Here is a 13,892-nt window from a genome sequence, read left to right as displayed (position 1 = left end):
CTGGGGCTGACCCTCAGTACTTGACGTTGAACATCACGCCGATCACCCGCGGGTCGTTGACGAAAGCGGTGTTGTTGTTGAAGTCGACGACGCCGAGCACGTTGTCTTCATCGGTGATGTTGCGCGCGAAGGCGGCCAGTTCCCACTGTCCGTCGCCGCCCGAATAGCCGATCTTCAGACCGCCCTCGATCCGGCTGCCGGCGTTGAATTCCCTGCTCTCGTAAAGCAGGAAGTTGGTCTCGCCGAGGAAGACCCAATCGGTGAAGATGAAGAACTCGCCCGAGTTGCCCACCGGGATGCCATAGCGGGCGGTGAAATCACCGCTCCATTCGGGCGCGTTGGGGAAAGGATTGCCGTCGATAAAGGCGCGGCGAGTGCCCGAAATGACGCGGGTGGGATCGGTGACGGTGCACTGCGCGCAGATGCCAACCGCAAGGTTCTCATCCTGGATTTCGGTGCTGTTATAGGCAACGCCGAGCGTCACAAGGAACTGCGGCGAGATCTGGAACGCACCATCGAACTCGACGCCATAGGCCTCACCCTTGTTGGCGTTGACCAGTTGCACGAGGTTGCCGGCCCCGCCCACGGCGGTGAACTGCGGGTCTTCTACGGTGTAATAGTACACCGCACCGTTCAGACGCACGCGGCGATCGGCGAGCTCGGTCTTGAAGCCGAGTTCGTAGGAAGTGATGTTCTCCGACTGCGCGACCGAAGGCGCGCTGAAGAAGGCGACGTCACGGCCCTGAATGGTCGGCCCGCGGAAGGAATTGGCGACCTTGGCATAGACGCTCGCATCCTCCGAAACGTCCGCGAACAGGCTGATGTCCCAATCAAACTGGTCGTCACCCACGCTGCGCGGCTGCGGCGCGGCGCCCGAGCGGACGAAGAAGTCCTTCTGGTCATCAGTATAGCGGATGCCGCCGGTGGCGCGCAGGGCTTCGGTCAGCTGGTAGCTCACTTGGCCGAACAGCGCCCAGGCTTCGTTGGTGTGGTTGACGGTGACCGGCGGCGGGAAGGAGAAGCCGATGGTGGTGACGTCGAAATCGCTCTCGAAATAGAAGCCGCCGACCTGCCAGCTGAGCGGGCCATCGGTGGTCGAGGCGAGCCGCACTTCTTGCGTTGTCTGCTTGAGATCAAGCGAGTCCTGGGTGTCGGATTCAAACGGAATAAGACCCGGCCCCGTACGAATGACAGTGCCAGCAGCATTGCGGACAACAAACCCGCCATCAATATCGCCGCGGCTGCTGCCTTCGCTGGTCCAGTGGCTGGTGATCGAGGTCAGCGTTGCGCCGTCGAATTCGTAAGCCGCCGTCAGTGTGGCACCGAACTGCTGATACTTCGCCACGTTGCCGCCGCCGGCGTCATAGAACACCGTGTCACGGTCGTAATTCTCGTTGAGGCGATTGGTGTTGTTCGGCTGATTGGCGCTGCGCCCCAGCACGTTGCCGCGGAAGAAGGTCGACGAGCCGTCAAGATCGCGGAAGTTCACCGCGGCGAGGATGCTGGCCCGCTCGGTCGGGGTGAACAGCAACTGCCCGCGCACAGCTATGTCGGAAAAGCCGCCAAGCGCGTTATCTTCCCCGGTGAAGCCGTTGTCGATCCAGTCGCCGCGGCGCTGGAGCTGCGCCGAAGCGCGGAAGGCCAGAATGTCCTTGGCGATCGAACCGCCGACAGCGCCGTTCAGCGAGATCGTATCAAGGCTGCCGAACGAGAAGCCCGCGTTGATCGACGTGTCGTGGCTTGGCTTGATCGAGTCGACTTTGACGATGCCCGCCGGGGTATTGCGGCCGAACAGAGTGCCTTGCGGCCCGCGCAGCACTTCGACCCGCTCGACATCGAAGATCGGGAAGCTCTTGAGCGTCACGTTTTCCATCACGACGTCATCGAGCAGAACCGAAACCGGCTGCGATGCGGCAAGGTCGAAATCGGTATTGCCGAGGCCGCGGATGTAGAAACGCGGGGCGACACGTCCGTTCGAGCTTTCGACGTTCAGGCCCGGCGCGGTGCCGGCCAGTGCGGTGATGTCAGCCGCGGCGCTGAAAATGGCGCCCACCCGCTCGGAATCGAGGATGTCCGCAGAAACCGGCACGTCCTGAAGGTTTTCCTCGCGCCGGTTGGCGGTCACGATGATGGTGGCGAGCTGACCTTCGGTTGCGGCATCAGCCTCGCCATCCTGCGCGGCAGCGGGGGCGGCAAAGCCGAAAGCGGCAGCGGCGAGCACGGTGGAACCGGCCCACGCAGCACGAAATGCGGAAAAGCGGTGAGACATCGGACAACCTCTTGGTTGGTTTGTGGAGCTTGGGTGCGGCGGCGAAGTCGCATTTTTGTGCGATTCGCGCGAGGATCAGGCGCTGCAATGTTGCGTGAAAGTGACGCTTGCTTGGCGATCTTCACCCAGTTGTTGCAACTGGGTTACTATCGGGGCCACTCCATGACCGGAATTTGACCGTTCCGGGTCATAAAAATCACCTTACAGCGGTGCAGAAGCGGCACCAGCGCGATTGCGCGCGCAGTGCGGGACGCTATATCGCCCCGCAAGAACCCGGCGTCGATCGCGGGAGCAAATGGAGCATCAGGCCATGCAAGTGCGCGTCCTCGTCCGATTGAAGCCCGGCGTGCTCGACCCCCAAGGCCGCGCGGTGCACCACGCCCTCGAAGGGCTCGGGTTCGAAGGGGTGACCGATGTGCGGGTCGGCAGGCTGATCGAACTCGACGTCGCCGACGGAACCGATCAGCAAACGCTGACGGCAATGTGCGAGAAGCTGCTCGCCAACACAGTCATCGAAAGCTTCAAGATCGAAACCGAAGGGTGCCAGAACTGATGGCCTTCCGCGCCGCCGTCATCACCTTTCCGGGCTCCAACTGCGATCGTGACATGGCAACGGCGCTTGAAGCGGTGTCGGGGCAGGCGGCTCTGCGCGTGTGGCACGGTGATGCCGACCTTCCCGCGGGCCTCGATCTGATCGCCCTGCCCGGGGGCTTTTCTTACGGCGACTACCTCCGCTCAGGCGCGATGGCTGCCACCAGCCCGATCATGCGCGCGGTCATCGCTGCGGCGGATCGCGGCGTGCCGGTGCTTGGGGTGTGCAACGGCTTTCAGGTCCTCACCGAAGCCCGATTGCTGCCGGGTGCGCTGCTGCGCAATGCCGGACAGCGCTTCGTTTGCCGCACGGTGGCGCTGAGGGTCGCGAATACGACATCGCCTTTCACTGCTGGCTATGCCGCCGGTGAAACGATCCGCATCCCGGTCGCGCACCACGACGGCAATTATTATGCCGACAGCGAAACGCTCGACCTGCTCGAAGGCGAAGGCCGCGTAGCATTCCGTTATGGCGAGGCAGTCAATGGCTCGGCGCGCGATATCGCCGGCGTGGTCAGCGCCAATGGCCGCGTGCTCGGCATGATGCCACACCCGGAACGTGCGATCGAGCCGGCCGCGGTCAACGCGCTGGGCGGTGCCGACGGACGCCGGCTGTTCGAGAACATTTTGGCAAGCTTCGCCACCGCATGACGCGCGGCGCTCCGTGCGTCAGGCGCGGCGCTCCCGCACAGCTTTGAACAGGCCGCGCGCGTCTGTCGCGGTCATTGGCCGGCCGAAGTAGAACCCCTGAATCTTGTCGCAGCCGAGGCTGCGGATCAGGTTGGCCTCCTCAAGGGTTTCCACCCCTTCCGCCGTCGTCGTCATTTTCAGGCTGTTGGCCATTGCCACCACCGCATTGATGATGGCGAGACTTTCGGCGCTGCCTTGGGCAGCACCCTGCACGAAGGTGCGATCGACCTTGATGGTCGAGAACTTCAGCTTGCGCAGGTAGCCGAGCGACGAATAGCCGGTCCCGAAATCGTCAAGTGCCACCGAACAGCCGAGTGCCATCACCTTCTCGAGCGCATTGCGCGCAACAGTGGCGTCGCGCAGGAAGATGCTCTCGGTCACCTCTACCTCAAGCCTTTCGGGTTTGAGACCGGTCGCCGCAAGCGCCTCCACGACCTCGTCATGGAAGCCGGGCTCAAGCAGCTGTTCGGGCGAAACGTTGACGTTGACCTTGATGTGATCCGGCCAGTTGCGCGCCTCTTCGCACGCCTTGCGCATCACCCATTGTCCGATCGGCACGATCAGGCGGGTGTCTTCGGCGAGCGGAATGAATTTGCCCGGACTGATGAAGCCATGCTCGGCGCTGTTCCACCGCACCAGTGCTTCGAAGCTGACGACGCTTTCCGTGTTCGCGTCGACGACCGGCTGATAATGCAGCAACAGCTCATCACGGCCGAGCGCTTTGCGCAAAGCCATTTCGAGCTGACGGCGCTCCTCGGCAGAGGCGTGGAGTACCGGCTCGAAACCGCAGTGTTCGCCGCCGCCGCCATCTTTTGCGCGGTAGAGGGCGAGGTCTGCATTGCGCATCATTTCCTCGACAGAGTTGCCGTCGCGCGGCCCCTCGGCAGAGCCGACGCTGGCACCAACATAAAGCGTGTGGTGGTCGACCTGATAGGGCTCCGACAAGCGCTCGATCACCTGCCGGGCAAGATCGCGCACCACACCGGGCGTGCTGGCGTCGCGGATGACGATCGCAAACTCGTCTCCGCCGAGCCGCCCACACAGCTGATTCTCGCCCATCAGCGATTGCAGCCGCGCCGACACCTGCGCCAGCAGCTTGTCACCGGTCATGTGGCCCAGCGAATCATTGACTGCCTTGAACCGGTCGAGGTCGACCATCAGCAGGGCACAACGCGTGCGCCACTGTACTGCGTAACGCAGAGCCTCGCCCAGCGCTTCGGTGAGCTGCAATCGATTGGGTAACTGGGTAAGCGTATCGAAGCGCGCCAGATAGGCGATCTTCTCCGATGACTTGCGCTGTTCCGTCACGTCCGAACCAACGCCGCGGAAACCCGTGAATCTTCCCTGCTCGTCGCGCATCGGGGTGCCGGAAAGCTCCCACCACCGCTCCTCGCCCAGGATCGAGACCTGCACCAGCATGTTCGGGAAGCTTTCGCGGTTCTTCAGGCGCTCGGCCAGATCATGGAGGCTGGGGGGGAACTGCCCGTTCGTCCAGTTGCGTCCCGCCACCATCTCCAGCAGCGGCTTGCCCTCGACATCGGCCTGCGCCCGGCCCAGCGCGAATGCGAAACGGGGGCTTACCGCGCGAAGACGCCGCGCCGGATCAACCTCCCATAGCCAGTCGGCCTCGTTTTCCTCGAATTCGCGCAGCAGCAGCGATACCACCTTATCCTTCTCGATCACGGAGGCTTCCGCGAGCCGCGCCTTGAGGAATATCGTCCGCACCTGAATGGTCGCGACAAGGCTGGCGATGGTAAACAGGATCACACCGCCTACCGCCGGCCATTGCCAGTCAAGCGCCAAGGACAGCGCCGCACCCGCCCCCAACATGGCAATATAGATCAGCACACTGAGCGGCGATGTCGAAAACACGAAGGTCGACGATATCATCAGCACCAATACGCACAGGAGCATGGTGATGTCCTGAGCACCGTCCGCCAAGGGGGGGAACGCGAGCAGGCCTCCCACCCAGCACGCAGCAGCAGCCGCGGAGTTGAGGTTTTGCCGCCGTTCAAGCGCAGCCGGACCGATCCTCATGGCGGCATCCGCCACAAGCAAGTCAGTCTGGCGAGATCTGTATAGAATGATGGCAAGCAACCCGGCCCACGGCCCGACGATCGCGAGGCCGATTAGCGGGGCAAATACCGAAGCCACGAAAAACACGACGATGGCGTTTGCAAACAACCTGTTGCGGCTGGCTTGCGCCAATTCTGCATACTCATCCCCGCGGAGCCGAGTCGGATCGAAAGCCGGATCGCGCGATAGTCCGAGGATGTCGGATATCGGCAATTCGACCGGGGCCGCCGGAGGAATGGAGGGGTTATTCTTGTGCACTCCGCCGCATTAACGCCGAATGGTTAGGCGGCGGTAAAGCTGCGCAAGTCTCAGTGGAAAAAATGGTTAAGCGGCGGAACCTGCTACAAGTGCCTATTCGACCGTCACCGATTTGGCGAGATTGCGCGGCTGATCGACATCCGTGCCCTTCACGACTGCAACGTGATAAGCGAGCAATTGCACCGGCACGGCATAGACCAGCGGCACAATCAGCGGATGAACCACCGGCATTTCTATCGTCGCGATGCAGCCATCGCCTGCCTCGGCAATGCCCTCCGCGTCCGAAATCAGTACCACCTGACCCCCGCGCGCGCGCACTTCCTCCATGTTCGAGACGGTCTTTTCGAACAGCGGGCCGGACGGCGCGATCACCACCACCGGCACAGAATCGTCGATCAGCGCGATGGGGCCGTGCTTCATCTCGCCTGCGGCATAGCCTTCGGCATGAATGTAGCTGATTTCCTTCAGCTTCAATGCGCCTTCAAGCGCCAGCGGATAATCCTGCCCGCGGCCGAGATAAAGCACATCGCGTGCCGGAGCGATGAGGTGCGCCATCGCCGCAATGTCATCGTCATGCGCCAGCGCGGCGTTGAGCGCAGCGGGCGCTTCAAGAAGGTGGCGCACGATCTCGGCCTCCTCTTCGCGATTAAGGCGGCCCTTTTTGACCGCCATGTGCGCAGCCAGGGCGGCGAGCACCGCGAGCTGGCAGGTGAAAGCCTTGGTCGATGCGACGCCGATTTCCGGGCCGGCATGGGTCGGCAGCAGCAGATCGGCCTCGCGCGCCATGGTGCTTGTCGGCACGTTGACGACCACGCCGATGGTCTGTCCGTTCGCCTTGCAATGCCTTAGCGCCGCCAACGTATCCGCCGTCTCGCCGCTCTGCGAAATGAACAGCGCAAGGCCGCCATCTTCCAGCACCGGGTTGCGGTAGCGGAACTCCGAGGCCACATCGATGTCGACAGGGACGCGCGCGAATTGCTCGAACCAGTATTTGGCCACCATCCCTGCATAGAACGATGTTCCGCAGGCAACGATGGTGAGTCGGCGAATGCTCGACAGGTCGAAATCGATCTGCGGCAGCGCCACTGAATTGTCTGACCGGCGCAGATAGGACGCAAGCGTCTGCGCCACCACGGTGGGCTGCTCGTAGATCTCCTTCTGCATGAAGTGGCGGTAATTGCCCTTCTCCACCGCCGCCGCCGAGGCACCCGAGGCGCGAACTTCGCGGGCCACGGGATTGTTGTCCACGTCATAGATCTGCGCAGAGTCGCGGCGGATCACCACCCAGTCGCCCTCTTCGAGATAGGCGATGCGCTGCGTCAGCGGTGCGAGCGCCAGCGCGTCCGAGCCGAGATACATCTCGGCGCCCTCGCCCTCGGGGCCATAGCCGAGCACCAAAGGCGAGCCGAGGCGAGCACCGATCAGAAATTCGGGATGCTGGCGGAAGGCGATGGCGAGCGCAAACGCGCCGCGCAGGCGCGGCAGCACGTTGCGCACCGCTTCAACCGGATCGGAGCCAGCCTCGACCTCGGCCGAGATCAGATGCGCGACCACTTCGCTGTCGGTTTCGCTTTCGAACACCCGGCCCTGTGCGGCGAGTTCGGCCCGGAGGTCCTTGAAATTCTCGATGATGCCATTGTGGACGATGGCCACTTCGCCGGTCGCGTGCGGGTGGGCATTGGCTGCTGTCGGTGCACCGTGGGTGGCCCAGCGCGTATGCGCGATACCGACATTTCCGGGCGCGGGATCGCCCGCAAGAACTGTCACCAGGTTGGCGAGGCGCCCTTCAGCGCGGCGGCGCACCAGCTCGCCGTCATGAAGGGTGCAGATGCCGGCGCTGTCATAGCCGCGATATTCCATGCGCTTCAGACCATCGACCAGCCGGTCGGCGACGCTACTCTGTCCCACGATCCCGATAATGCCGCACATCTTGTGGCTTTTCCCTTGCTGCGAATGGTGCCGCTCTAGCTGCAAGCATCTTAACGGCAAGCCCCACGATGGGGTTCGCCCATGAAGCTTAGGAAAAAAACAACCATTCCGTCCTATTCACCATTCTTCGAGACGCACCCCTCGCCTCATTTGGGCGATGTGCGCATGTGGATTGAGACCCTCGGGGGCTGGGAATGAGCGCATTCGGCAAAAAGGGTAATGCAGGCGGAATGAAGCCGGGTTCACGCCCAGCTTTCGGCGTCGCACGGCCAATGAAGGGTGCAGGATCGGCGCCGCGCGGCGGCGAACAGTTCCCGCCTATCCCGGGCGAGGCTGCGGCGGCGCGACCCGCCCCGGCATCCGCGCCCGCTCAGTCGCACCGGCCAGCCACGACTTCCGAAGCGATCGACCGCCTCAACGAGCGGATGACTGCGGTCAACGAAGGCAATTCCGAAGTCGGCGGCTTCGAGGCTAGCGTCCACAAGATCAAGGAGCAGGTGCTTCCCCGCCTGCTCGAGCGCGTTGACCCTGAAGCGGCGGCTACACTTTCCAAGGAGGAACTCTCCGAAGAATTCCGCCCGATCATCATGGAAGTGCTGGCCGAGCTGAAGGTCACCCTGAACCGGCGCGAGCAGTTTGCGCTGGAAAAGGTGCTGATCGACGAGCTGCTCGGCTTCGGCCCGCTCGAAGAACTGCTGAACGATCCCGATATCTCCGATATCATGGTCAACGGGCCGGACCAGACCTACATCGAAAAGAAGGGCAAGCTAGTGCTCGCCCCGATCCGCTTCCGCGACGAACAGCACCTGTTCCAGATCGCCCAGCGCATCGTGAACCAGGTCGGCCGCCGCGTCGACCAGACCACGCCGCTCGCCGACGCCCGCTTGAAGGACGGCTCGCGTGTGAACGTGATTGTGCCGCCGCTCTCGCTGCGCGGTACTGCGATCTCGATTCGTAAGTTTTCCGAGAAGCCGATCACGCTCGACATGCTGCGCGACTTCGGTTCGATGTCCGACAAGATGTGCACCGCGCTGAAAATCGCGGGCGCGTGCCGGATGAACGTCGTCATCTCGGGCGGTACCGGTTCGGGTAAAACCACCATGCTCAACGCTCTGTCGAAAATGATCGACCCGGGCGAGCGCGTGCTGACCATCGAAGACGCGGCCGAACTTCGCCTGCAGCAGCCGCACTGGCTGCCGCTGGAAACCCGCCCGCCGAACCTCGAAGGCCAGGGCGCGATCACCATCGGCGACCTCGTGAAGAACGCCCTGCGTATGCGTCCTGACCGCATCATCCTCGGGGAAATTCGCGGCGCGGAGTGTTTCGATCTCCTCGCGGCGATGAACACCGGTCACGATGGTTCGATGTGTACGCTGCACGCCAACAGCCCGCGTGAATGCCTTGGCCGTATGGAAAACATGATCCTGATGGGCGACATCAAGATCCCCAAGGAAGCCATCAGCCGCCAGATCGCCGAATCCGTCGATCTGATCGTGCAGGTAAAGCGTCTGCGCGACGGTTCGCGCCGCACCACCAACATCACCGAGGTGATCGGGATGGAAGGCGACGTGATCGTGACGCAGGAATTGTTCAAGTTCGAATACCTGGACGAGAGCGAGGACGGGAAGATTCTCGGCGAATTCCGCTCGTCGGGCCTGCGTCCCTATACGCTGGAAAAGGCGCGGCAGTTCGGATTTGATCAGGCTTATCTTGAGGCCTGCCTCTGACGAGGCGGGCGCTATCGGCCCCTCCGGTCCGATAGCTGCGGCCTAACCGGCCGGCGGCCGCTCGGCCTTGCGTCGCCTGCGGCGTCGTATTGGCGCCTGGAATTGGGCCGATGCGGCTTACAATCCCCCGAGCACAACGGGCAGGCTCATGGCGAGGCACCCGCCGCCAAGCATTGCCGCGAGCATAAACAACCCGGTCCACGGCACCCACCCGACCTGTTCAAGCCGCGCCAGATCGCGCGTTTTGTTGCGGCGACGCTCCATGACTGCCGCAAAGCCGGCGAAGAGCCAGAACAATCCTCCGACCAGCGCCAACTGCGCGGCGTCACTGAGCAGTTCGATTTGTGCAATCACATCCATCGCGGCCCCATGTAGGATGAGGCGCAGCTTGCGCAATCCCGGCGCCTCGGCCAAGCCTTCGCGCGATGGATGGCTCGATCGCTCGCCCCCGGCCCTTGCTCGCGCTATTCGTGCGGCTGCTCGCTGCCTTGGCGCTGGCGACGATGGGGATGCTGGTCAAACTCGCCGGGACTCGCGGCGCGCACCTGATGGAACTTATCTTCTGGCGTCAGCTGCTCACCATGGTGCTGCTCGGGGGCGGCCTTGCACTCACCGGTCGGCTTGCTCTGCTCCGGACGAAGCGCCTTCCAGCCCATGCGCGGCGCGCGGCAAGCGGGCTATTCGGGATGATCTTCACCTACGGCGCAGTGCTACTGCTTCCGCTTGCAGAGGCCACCACGCTCGGCTTCACCGCGCCCATCTTTGCGGTGCTGATCGCCATTGCCTTGTTCCGGGAGCGGATCGGCCCCTACCGGTGGAGCGCAGTGGCCATTGGCTTTGCCGGGGTGATCGTGGTGATGCAGCCTTTCTCCGGCCTTCACGAGGGTGTGACGCTGGCGGGCATAGCCGTGGGCCTTGTCGCACCCTTGATGGTCGCGTTCATCAGCTTCCAGATCCAGGACCTCAACACCACCGAAAATCCGTGGAGCATCGTCTTCTGGTTCGCCGCACTGAGCATGCCCGTGGCCGCGATCGCCCTACCCTTTGTCGCGGCGGCGCATGATCCGGTCACCTGGGCACTGATCCTCGGAATGGGGCTTGTTGGCGCGGCGGCACAGATGCTGCTGACAACCTCGCTAAGGTTCGGATCGGCCGCAGTTATCCTGCTGATGGATTATACCGCGCTGCTGTGGGCAAGCTTCTACGGCTTCTACATTTTCGACCGCGCCGCGCCCGCGAGCCTGTGGCTGGGAGCACCACTGATCATCGGGGCCGGACTGCTGATCGCGTGGCGGGAGCGGCAGCTCGCCCGATCCCGAGTGCACTCTGGCGAATAGTCCAACGGATGATGGACCTTCCGTTGGTTAGGTCAGGTTGCTCACGCGGGGATCACCCCGAAGGAGCCACCTATCATGTCCACTCGAAATCTGATTGCCGCCATCGCCTTCTCCGCTCTCGCGCTCACCACTACTGCGTGCAACACTGTCGATGGCGCGGGCGACGATCTGAAGTCGGCCTCGCGCGAGGTGAAGAAAGAGATCTGACCCCGCTCGTCCGACAGGCGCGGCGATTCACCGCATTGTCAGGATTTATCAGGCAGGGCCATGCGTTGATCCATCGAGATTGACCAAAAGGACCTGCCTGATGATTCGCAAAGTTCTGACCGCCGCTGCCCTCACCGCTCTCGCGCTGACCGCCACTGCCTGCAACACGGTTGACGGCATTGGTGACGATATCAAGTCGGTCGGTCAGGCCGGCAAGCGCGCAATCGACTAAATAATCCTATAAATCAGCATGATGTTGTTGGCGGGCAACGCATATCGCGCTGTCCGCCTCAACCCGTGCTGATCTGCAAGAGCGTCAAGCGCATCGGCAGCGCGCAAGCCCCACGCCGGATTGCGGGCCTTCAGGCTGGCGTCGAAATCGAGGTTCGACGGCGCGGTTTCCACCCCTTGCTCGATATAGGGTCCATAAAGGATCAACGGCCCGCCGGTGCCGGCCAATAGCCGGGCGGCACCATGGAAAAGCCCTTCGGTCGCCTGCCAAGGGCTGATGTGGACCATGTTGATGCACAGAATTGCGGCCGCTGCGACAACCGGCCAACGATCTGGCTCCGCCGCGTCAAGCAGGAGCGGTTCGGCCAGATTCCCGCCAGCATATTCGTCGCGGTAGGCTGCAATCGACGCCAAAGCTTCCGGCGAGGGATCGGTGGGTTGCCACCCTAGCCCGGAAAAGCGCCCGGCGAAAAACACAGCGTGCTCCCCCGTCCCCGCTGCAATTTCGAGTACTGTGCCGCTGGCTGGCAGTTCGCGCGACAGCACTTCGGCGATGGGGCCCCGGTTGCGTTCGGTGGCGGGGGCGTGCTGTTTCAAACTTCACTCTCGAGGGGGAAAGTCACCGAAAAACTTCCCTGACCGGCAAGCTCTGCATCGACTGAGACGACGACCCCGCCGCCCCGGTCCCTGTCACGCGTGGCGATCCAGATCCTTTCGAGCAGTTTTGAAATCTCGCTCCTGTCCTCTCGTGTTGCAAAAAAGCTCTGCCCCTTCTCGCCGTCCTTCACGCAGAAAAACTCATACTTTGAAAAGCCATAGGAACTGCGGGCCTCGAAACGCACGACCGGGCAATCCTGTCCGGCGTAGTGCCGGCTGATCTCGGCGATCTTGCGAACACCATCCTCGACGGGATCGAACGGCATGACATCTCCCTCGGTCGCAATAATCAGCATAAGCGCTTCAAGCATCACGACACCTGCCGCTCCTGCCCCTCCCAATAGGGCGCGCGCAGTTCGCGGCGCAGGATCTTGCCAGAGGCATTGCGTGGCATCAGCGGGATGACATCGACGCTCTTGGGTGCCTTGAACGCCGCGATCCGCTCGCGCGCCCAGGCGATGACGTCGGCTTCATCCACCTCGCAGCCCGGCTTAGCGACGACGCAGGCCTTCACCTCCTCGCCCCACTTGGCGCTCGGCACACCGATCACCGCAACCTCGGCGATGGCAGGGTGGCCGTAGATCGCGCTTTCGACCTCAGCGGGATATACGTTCTCGCCCCCGGAGATGATCATGTCCTTGATGCGGTCCTGGATGTAGACGTAGCCGTCCGCGTCCATCACGCCCGCATCGCCGGTGTGGAGCCAGCCATCGGGATCAATGGTTTTCGCAGTGGCTTCGGGCAGCTTCCAGTAACCTGCGGTGTTCGAAGGCGAGCGAATGCACACCTCACCGATCTCACCGCGCGGCACTTCGACGTTGTCGCTTCCCCGGACTTCGATCTCGACCGCAGGGCAGGCCTTGCCCGCCGAGCGCATGCGCTGGTTGCCTTCAAGGCTGTGATCCTCGGGCGGCAGGATCGAGATCGTCCCACTCGTCTCCGTCATCCCGTAAGCTTGCAGGAACTTGGTGGTCGGCATGGTCCGCACCGCTTCCTTCAGCAATTCCAAGGGCATTGGCGCGGCGCCATACATCAGGTATTTGAGGTTGCTGAAATCGGTGGTGGCCGCACGCGGGTGCTGCACTACCATCTGGAGCGCGGCCGGCACGATGAACATATGCGTCGCGCCTGCTTCGATCGCTTCGAGCACACCGACCGGCGAAAACTCGGCCTGCACCAGCGAACGCACGCCGTTGGCAACGGCAATGTTCACCAGCCCCGTACCGCCAATATGCGCGCACGGCATGGCGACAAGCATGCAGTCATTCGCTTCGTAGAACTGGAAATCCAGCCCTGCTTCGTTCCCTGGATTGCGCAGGCCCAACAGGTTGGTGTTCGAAAGCATCGCCCCCTTGGGATTGCCGGTCGTGCCCGAGGTGTAGAGTTGCAGCACCGGGTCATGCGGGCCGGGCGGCGTGTAGTCCGCTGGCTCGAAGCCTGCCGCAGCCGTCCGCGCCGCTTCGGCCTCGATCACTTCGGGATTGGCGGGAACTTCGCCCGCAACGGCGTGCGCCGTGTCGATGAAGTCGGCGTCGGCAAACAGCAGCTTCGCTTCGGTGTCGGTGAGGATATAGGCGATCTCGCGCGGGGCGAGACGCCAGCCGATCGGCACCATCACCGCCCCCATCCGCGCCGCAGCAATATAGAGCAGGAAATAGGTATCGCGGTTCTTTCCAAGCCATGCGATCCGGTCACCTGCGGCAATCCCGCGGGATTGCATCAGCGCGATCAATTGGCGGGTAAGAACATCAGCCCCGGCATAGGTCGTAATCCGCCCGTCCTGATCGAAAGCCGGACCTTCGGGCCGCTCCCTCGCCCAGAAGTGCAGGATTTCATCGAAGGTCGAAAAGTCATGATAGGCGTTTCTCGCCATGGCGCTGCTCTCTCCCAAAAGCCGTGTGGAGAGAGGTTAAGCGCATT

At 62.8% G+C, this 13,892-nt stretch carries 13 protein-coding genes; 6 read left to right on the top strand and 7 right to left on the bottom strand.

Annotated features, from left to right (window positions below; genetic code table 11):
* Nucleotides 1–13: 13 nt before the first annotated feature.
* Nucleotides 14–2,269, bottom strand: a complete 2,256-nt coding sequence (locus KVF90_RS08785; RefSeq protein WP_264391213.1) for a TonB-dependent receptor — start codon at nt 2,267–2,269, stop codon at nt 14–16.
* 310 nt (nt 2,270–2,579) lie between these two features.
* Between KVF90_RS08785 and purS the strand changes: the two genes are divergently transcribed.
* Together purS and purQ are read left to right on the top strand one after the other, a co-directional pair.
* Nucleotides 2,580–2,822 carry a phosphoribosylformylglycinamidine synthase subunit PurS gene (gene purS, locus KVF90_RS08780; RefSeq protein ID WP_264391212.1) on the top strand — a complete coding sequence of 81 codons (243 nt, stop codon included), beginning with the start codon at nt 2,580–2,582 and terminating at the stop codon, nt 2,820–2,822.
* Nucleotides 2,822–3,511: a phosphoribosylformylglycinamidine synthase subunit PurQ gene (gene purQ / locus KVF90_RS08775; protein WP_264391211.1), complete on the top strand. Its 690-nt coding sequence runs from the start codon at nt 2,822–2,824 to the stop codon at nt 3,509–3,511. The genes purS and purQ overlap by 1 nt, the downstream gene beginning before the upstream one ends.
* Nucleotides 3,512–3,529: 18 nt before the next feature.
* Here purQ and KVF90_RS08770 read toward each other — a convergent pair whose 3' ends face one another.
* Together KVF90_RS08770 and glmS are read right to left on the bottom strand one after the other, a co-directional pair.
* On the bottom strand, nt 3,530–5,587 hold the full coding sequence (locus tag KVF90_RS08770; RefSeq protein ID WP_264391210.1) for a putative bifunctional diguanylate cyclase/phosphodiesterase: 2,058 nt from the start codon (nt 5,585–5,587) through the stop codon (nt 3,530–3,532).
* Nucleotides 5,588–5,977: 390 nt separating this feature from the next.
* Complete coding sequence (gene glmS, locus KVF90_RS08765; protein WP_264391209.1) at nt 5,978–7,813, bottom strand: glutamine--fructose-6-phosphate transaminase (isomerizing); 1,836 nt, start codon at nt 7,811–7,813, stop codon at nt 5,978–5,980.
* Between the two features lie 230 nt (nt 7,814–8,043).
* On the opposite strand from glmS, the gene KVF90_RS08760 reads away from it, so the two are divergent.
* Complete coding sequence (locus KVF90_RS08760) at nt 8,044–9,540, top strand: CpaF family protein (RefSeq protein WP_413676982.1); 1,497 nt, start codon at nt 8,044–8,046, stop codon at nt 9,538–9,540.
* Nucleotides 9,541–9,657: 117 nt separating this feature from the next.
* On the opposite strand, the gene KVF90_RS08755 is transcribed toward KVF90_RS08760, so the two are convergent.
* Nucleotides 9,658–9,900: a hypothetical protein gene (locus KVF90_RS08755; protein WP_264391207.1), complete on the bottom strand. Its 243-nt coding sequence runs from the start codon at nt 9,898–9,900 to the stop codon at nt 9,658–9,660.
* Nucleotides 9,901–9,965: 65 nt separating this feature from the next.
* Here KVF90_RS08755 and KVF90_RS08750 point away from each other — a divergent pair, with 65 nt between their 5' ends.
* The 3 genes from KVF90_RS08750 to KVF90_RS08740 all read left to right on the top strand — a co-directional run bounded on the left by KVF90_RS08750 (nt 9,966) and on the right by KVF90_RS08740 (nt 11,316).
* Entirely contained in the window at nt 9,966–10,877 is a 912-nt protein-coding gene (locus KVF90_RS08750) for a DMT family transporter (protein WP_264391206.1), read from the top strand.
* Between the two features lie 75 nt (nt 10,878–10,952).
* On the top strand, nt 10,953–11,084 hold the full coding sequence (locus tag KVF90_RS08745; RefSeq protein ID WP_264391205.1) for an Entericidin EcnA/B family protein: 132 nt from the start codon (nt 10,953–10,955) through the stop codon (nt 11,082–11,084).
* A gap of 100 nt (nt 11,085–11,184) precedes the next feature.
* Nucleotides 11,185–11,316 (top strand): Entericidin EcnA/B family protein, encoded by a 132-nt coding sequence (locus tag KVF90_RS08740; RefSeq protein ID WP_264391204.1) that lies wholly within the window; start codon nt 11,185–11,187, stop codon nt 11,314–11,316.
* On the opposite strand, the gene KVF90_RS08735 is transcribed toward KVF90_RS08740, so the two are convergent.
* Genes KVF90_RS08735 through KVF90_RS08725 form a run of 3 tightly spaced genes read right to left on the bottom strand, consistent with a single transcriptional unit; the run spans nt 11,313 to nt 13,845 of the window.
* Nucleotides 11,313–11,912, bottom strand: coding sequence for a class I SAM-dependent methyltransferase (locus KVF90_RS08735; protein WP_264391203.1), 600 nt, complete (start codon nt 11,910–11,912; stop codon nt 11,313–11,315). The two genes, KVF90_RS08740 and KVF90_RS08735, sit on opposite strands and share 4 nt — an antisense overlap.
* Nucleotides 11,909–12,283, bottom strand: a complete 375-nt coding sequence (locus KVF90_RS08730; protein WP_264391202.1) for a hypothetical protein — start codon at nt 12,281–12,283, stop codon at nt 11,909–11,911. Before KVF90_RS08730 ends, KVF90_RS08735 begins: the two co-directional genes overlap by 4 nt.
* Nucleotides 12,283–13,845 (bottom strand): long-chain-fatty-acid--CoA ligase, encoded by a 1,563-nt coding sequence (locus KVF90_RS08725; protein WP_264391201.1) that lies wholly within the window; start codon nt 13,843–13,845, stop codon nt 12,283–12,285. The genes KVF90_RS08730 and KVF90_RS08725 overlap by 1 nt, the downstream gene beginning before the upstream one ends.
* Nucleotides 13,846–13,892 lie beyond the last annotated feature (47 nt).

This window comes from Porphyrobacter sp. ULC335 (genome assembly GCF_025917005.1).
Classification (GTDB): domain Bacteria; phylum Pseudomonadota; class Alphaproteobacteria; order Sphingomonadales; family Sphingomonadaceae; genus Erythrobacter.
This window is presented reverse-complemented; position numbering and strand designations above follow the sequence as displayed.

What these genes read in the sequence shown, in the direction of transcription:
- KVF90_RS08770 (WP_264391210.1), bottom strand. Translation starts at nt 5,587, where the DNA reads ATGAGGATCGGTCCGGCTGCGCTTGAACGGCGGCAAAACCTCAACTCC.
- purQ (WP_264391211.1), top strand. Translation starts at nt 2,822, where the DNA reads ATGGCCTTCCGCGCCGCCGTCATCACCTTTCCGGGCTCCAACTGCGAT.
- purS (WP_264391212.1), top strand. Translation starts at nt 2,580, where the DNA reads ATGCAAGTGCGCGTCCTCGTCCGATTGAAGCCCGGCGTGCTCGACCCC.
- KVF90_RS08740 (WP_264391204.1), top strand. Translation starts at nt 11,185, where the DNA reads ATGATTCGCAAAGTTCTGACCGCCGCTGCCCTCACCGCTCTCGCGCTG.
- glmS (WP_264391209.1), bottom strand. Translation starts at nt 7,813, where the DNA reads ATGTGCGGCATTATCGGGATCGTGGGACAGAGTAGCGTCGCCGACCGG.
- KVF90_RS08745 (WP_264391205.1), top strand. Translation starts at nt 10,953, where the DNA reads ATGTCCACTCGAAATCTGATTGCCGCCATCGCCTTCTCCGCTCTCGCG.
- KVF90_RS08725 (WP_264391201.1), bottom strand. Translation starts at nt 13,845, where the DNA reads ATGGCGAGAAACGCCTATCATGACTTTTCGACCTTCGATGAAATCCTG.
- KVF90_RS08760 (WP_413676982.1), top strand. Translation starts at nt 8,044, where the DNA reads ATGAAGCCGGGTTCACGCCCAGCTTTCGGCGTCGCACGGCCAATGAAG.
- KVF90_RS08785 (WP_264391213.1), bottom strand. Translation starts at nt 2,269, where the DNA reads ATGTCTCACCGCTTTTCCGCATTTCGTGCTGCGTGGGCCGGTTCCACC.
- KVF90_RS08730 (WP_264391202.1), bottom strand. Translation starts at nt 12,283, where the DNA reads ATGCTTGAAGCGCTTATGCTGATTATTGCGACCGAGGGAGATGTCATG.
- KVF90_RS08755 (WP_264391207.1), bottom strand. Translation starts at nt 9,900, where the DNA reads ATGGATGTGATTGCACAAATCGAACTGCTCAGTGACGCCGCGCAGTTG.
- KVF90_RS08750 (WP_264391206.1), top strand. Translation starts at nt 9,966, where the DNA reads ATGGATGGCTCGATCGCTCGCCCCCGGCCCTTGCTCGCGCTATTCGTG.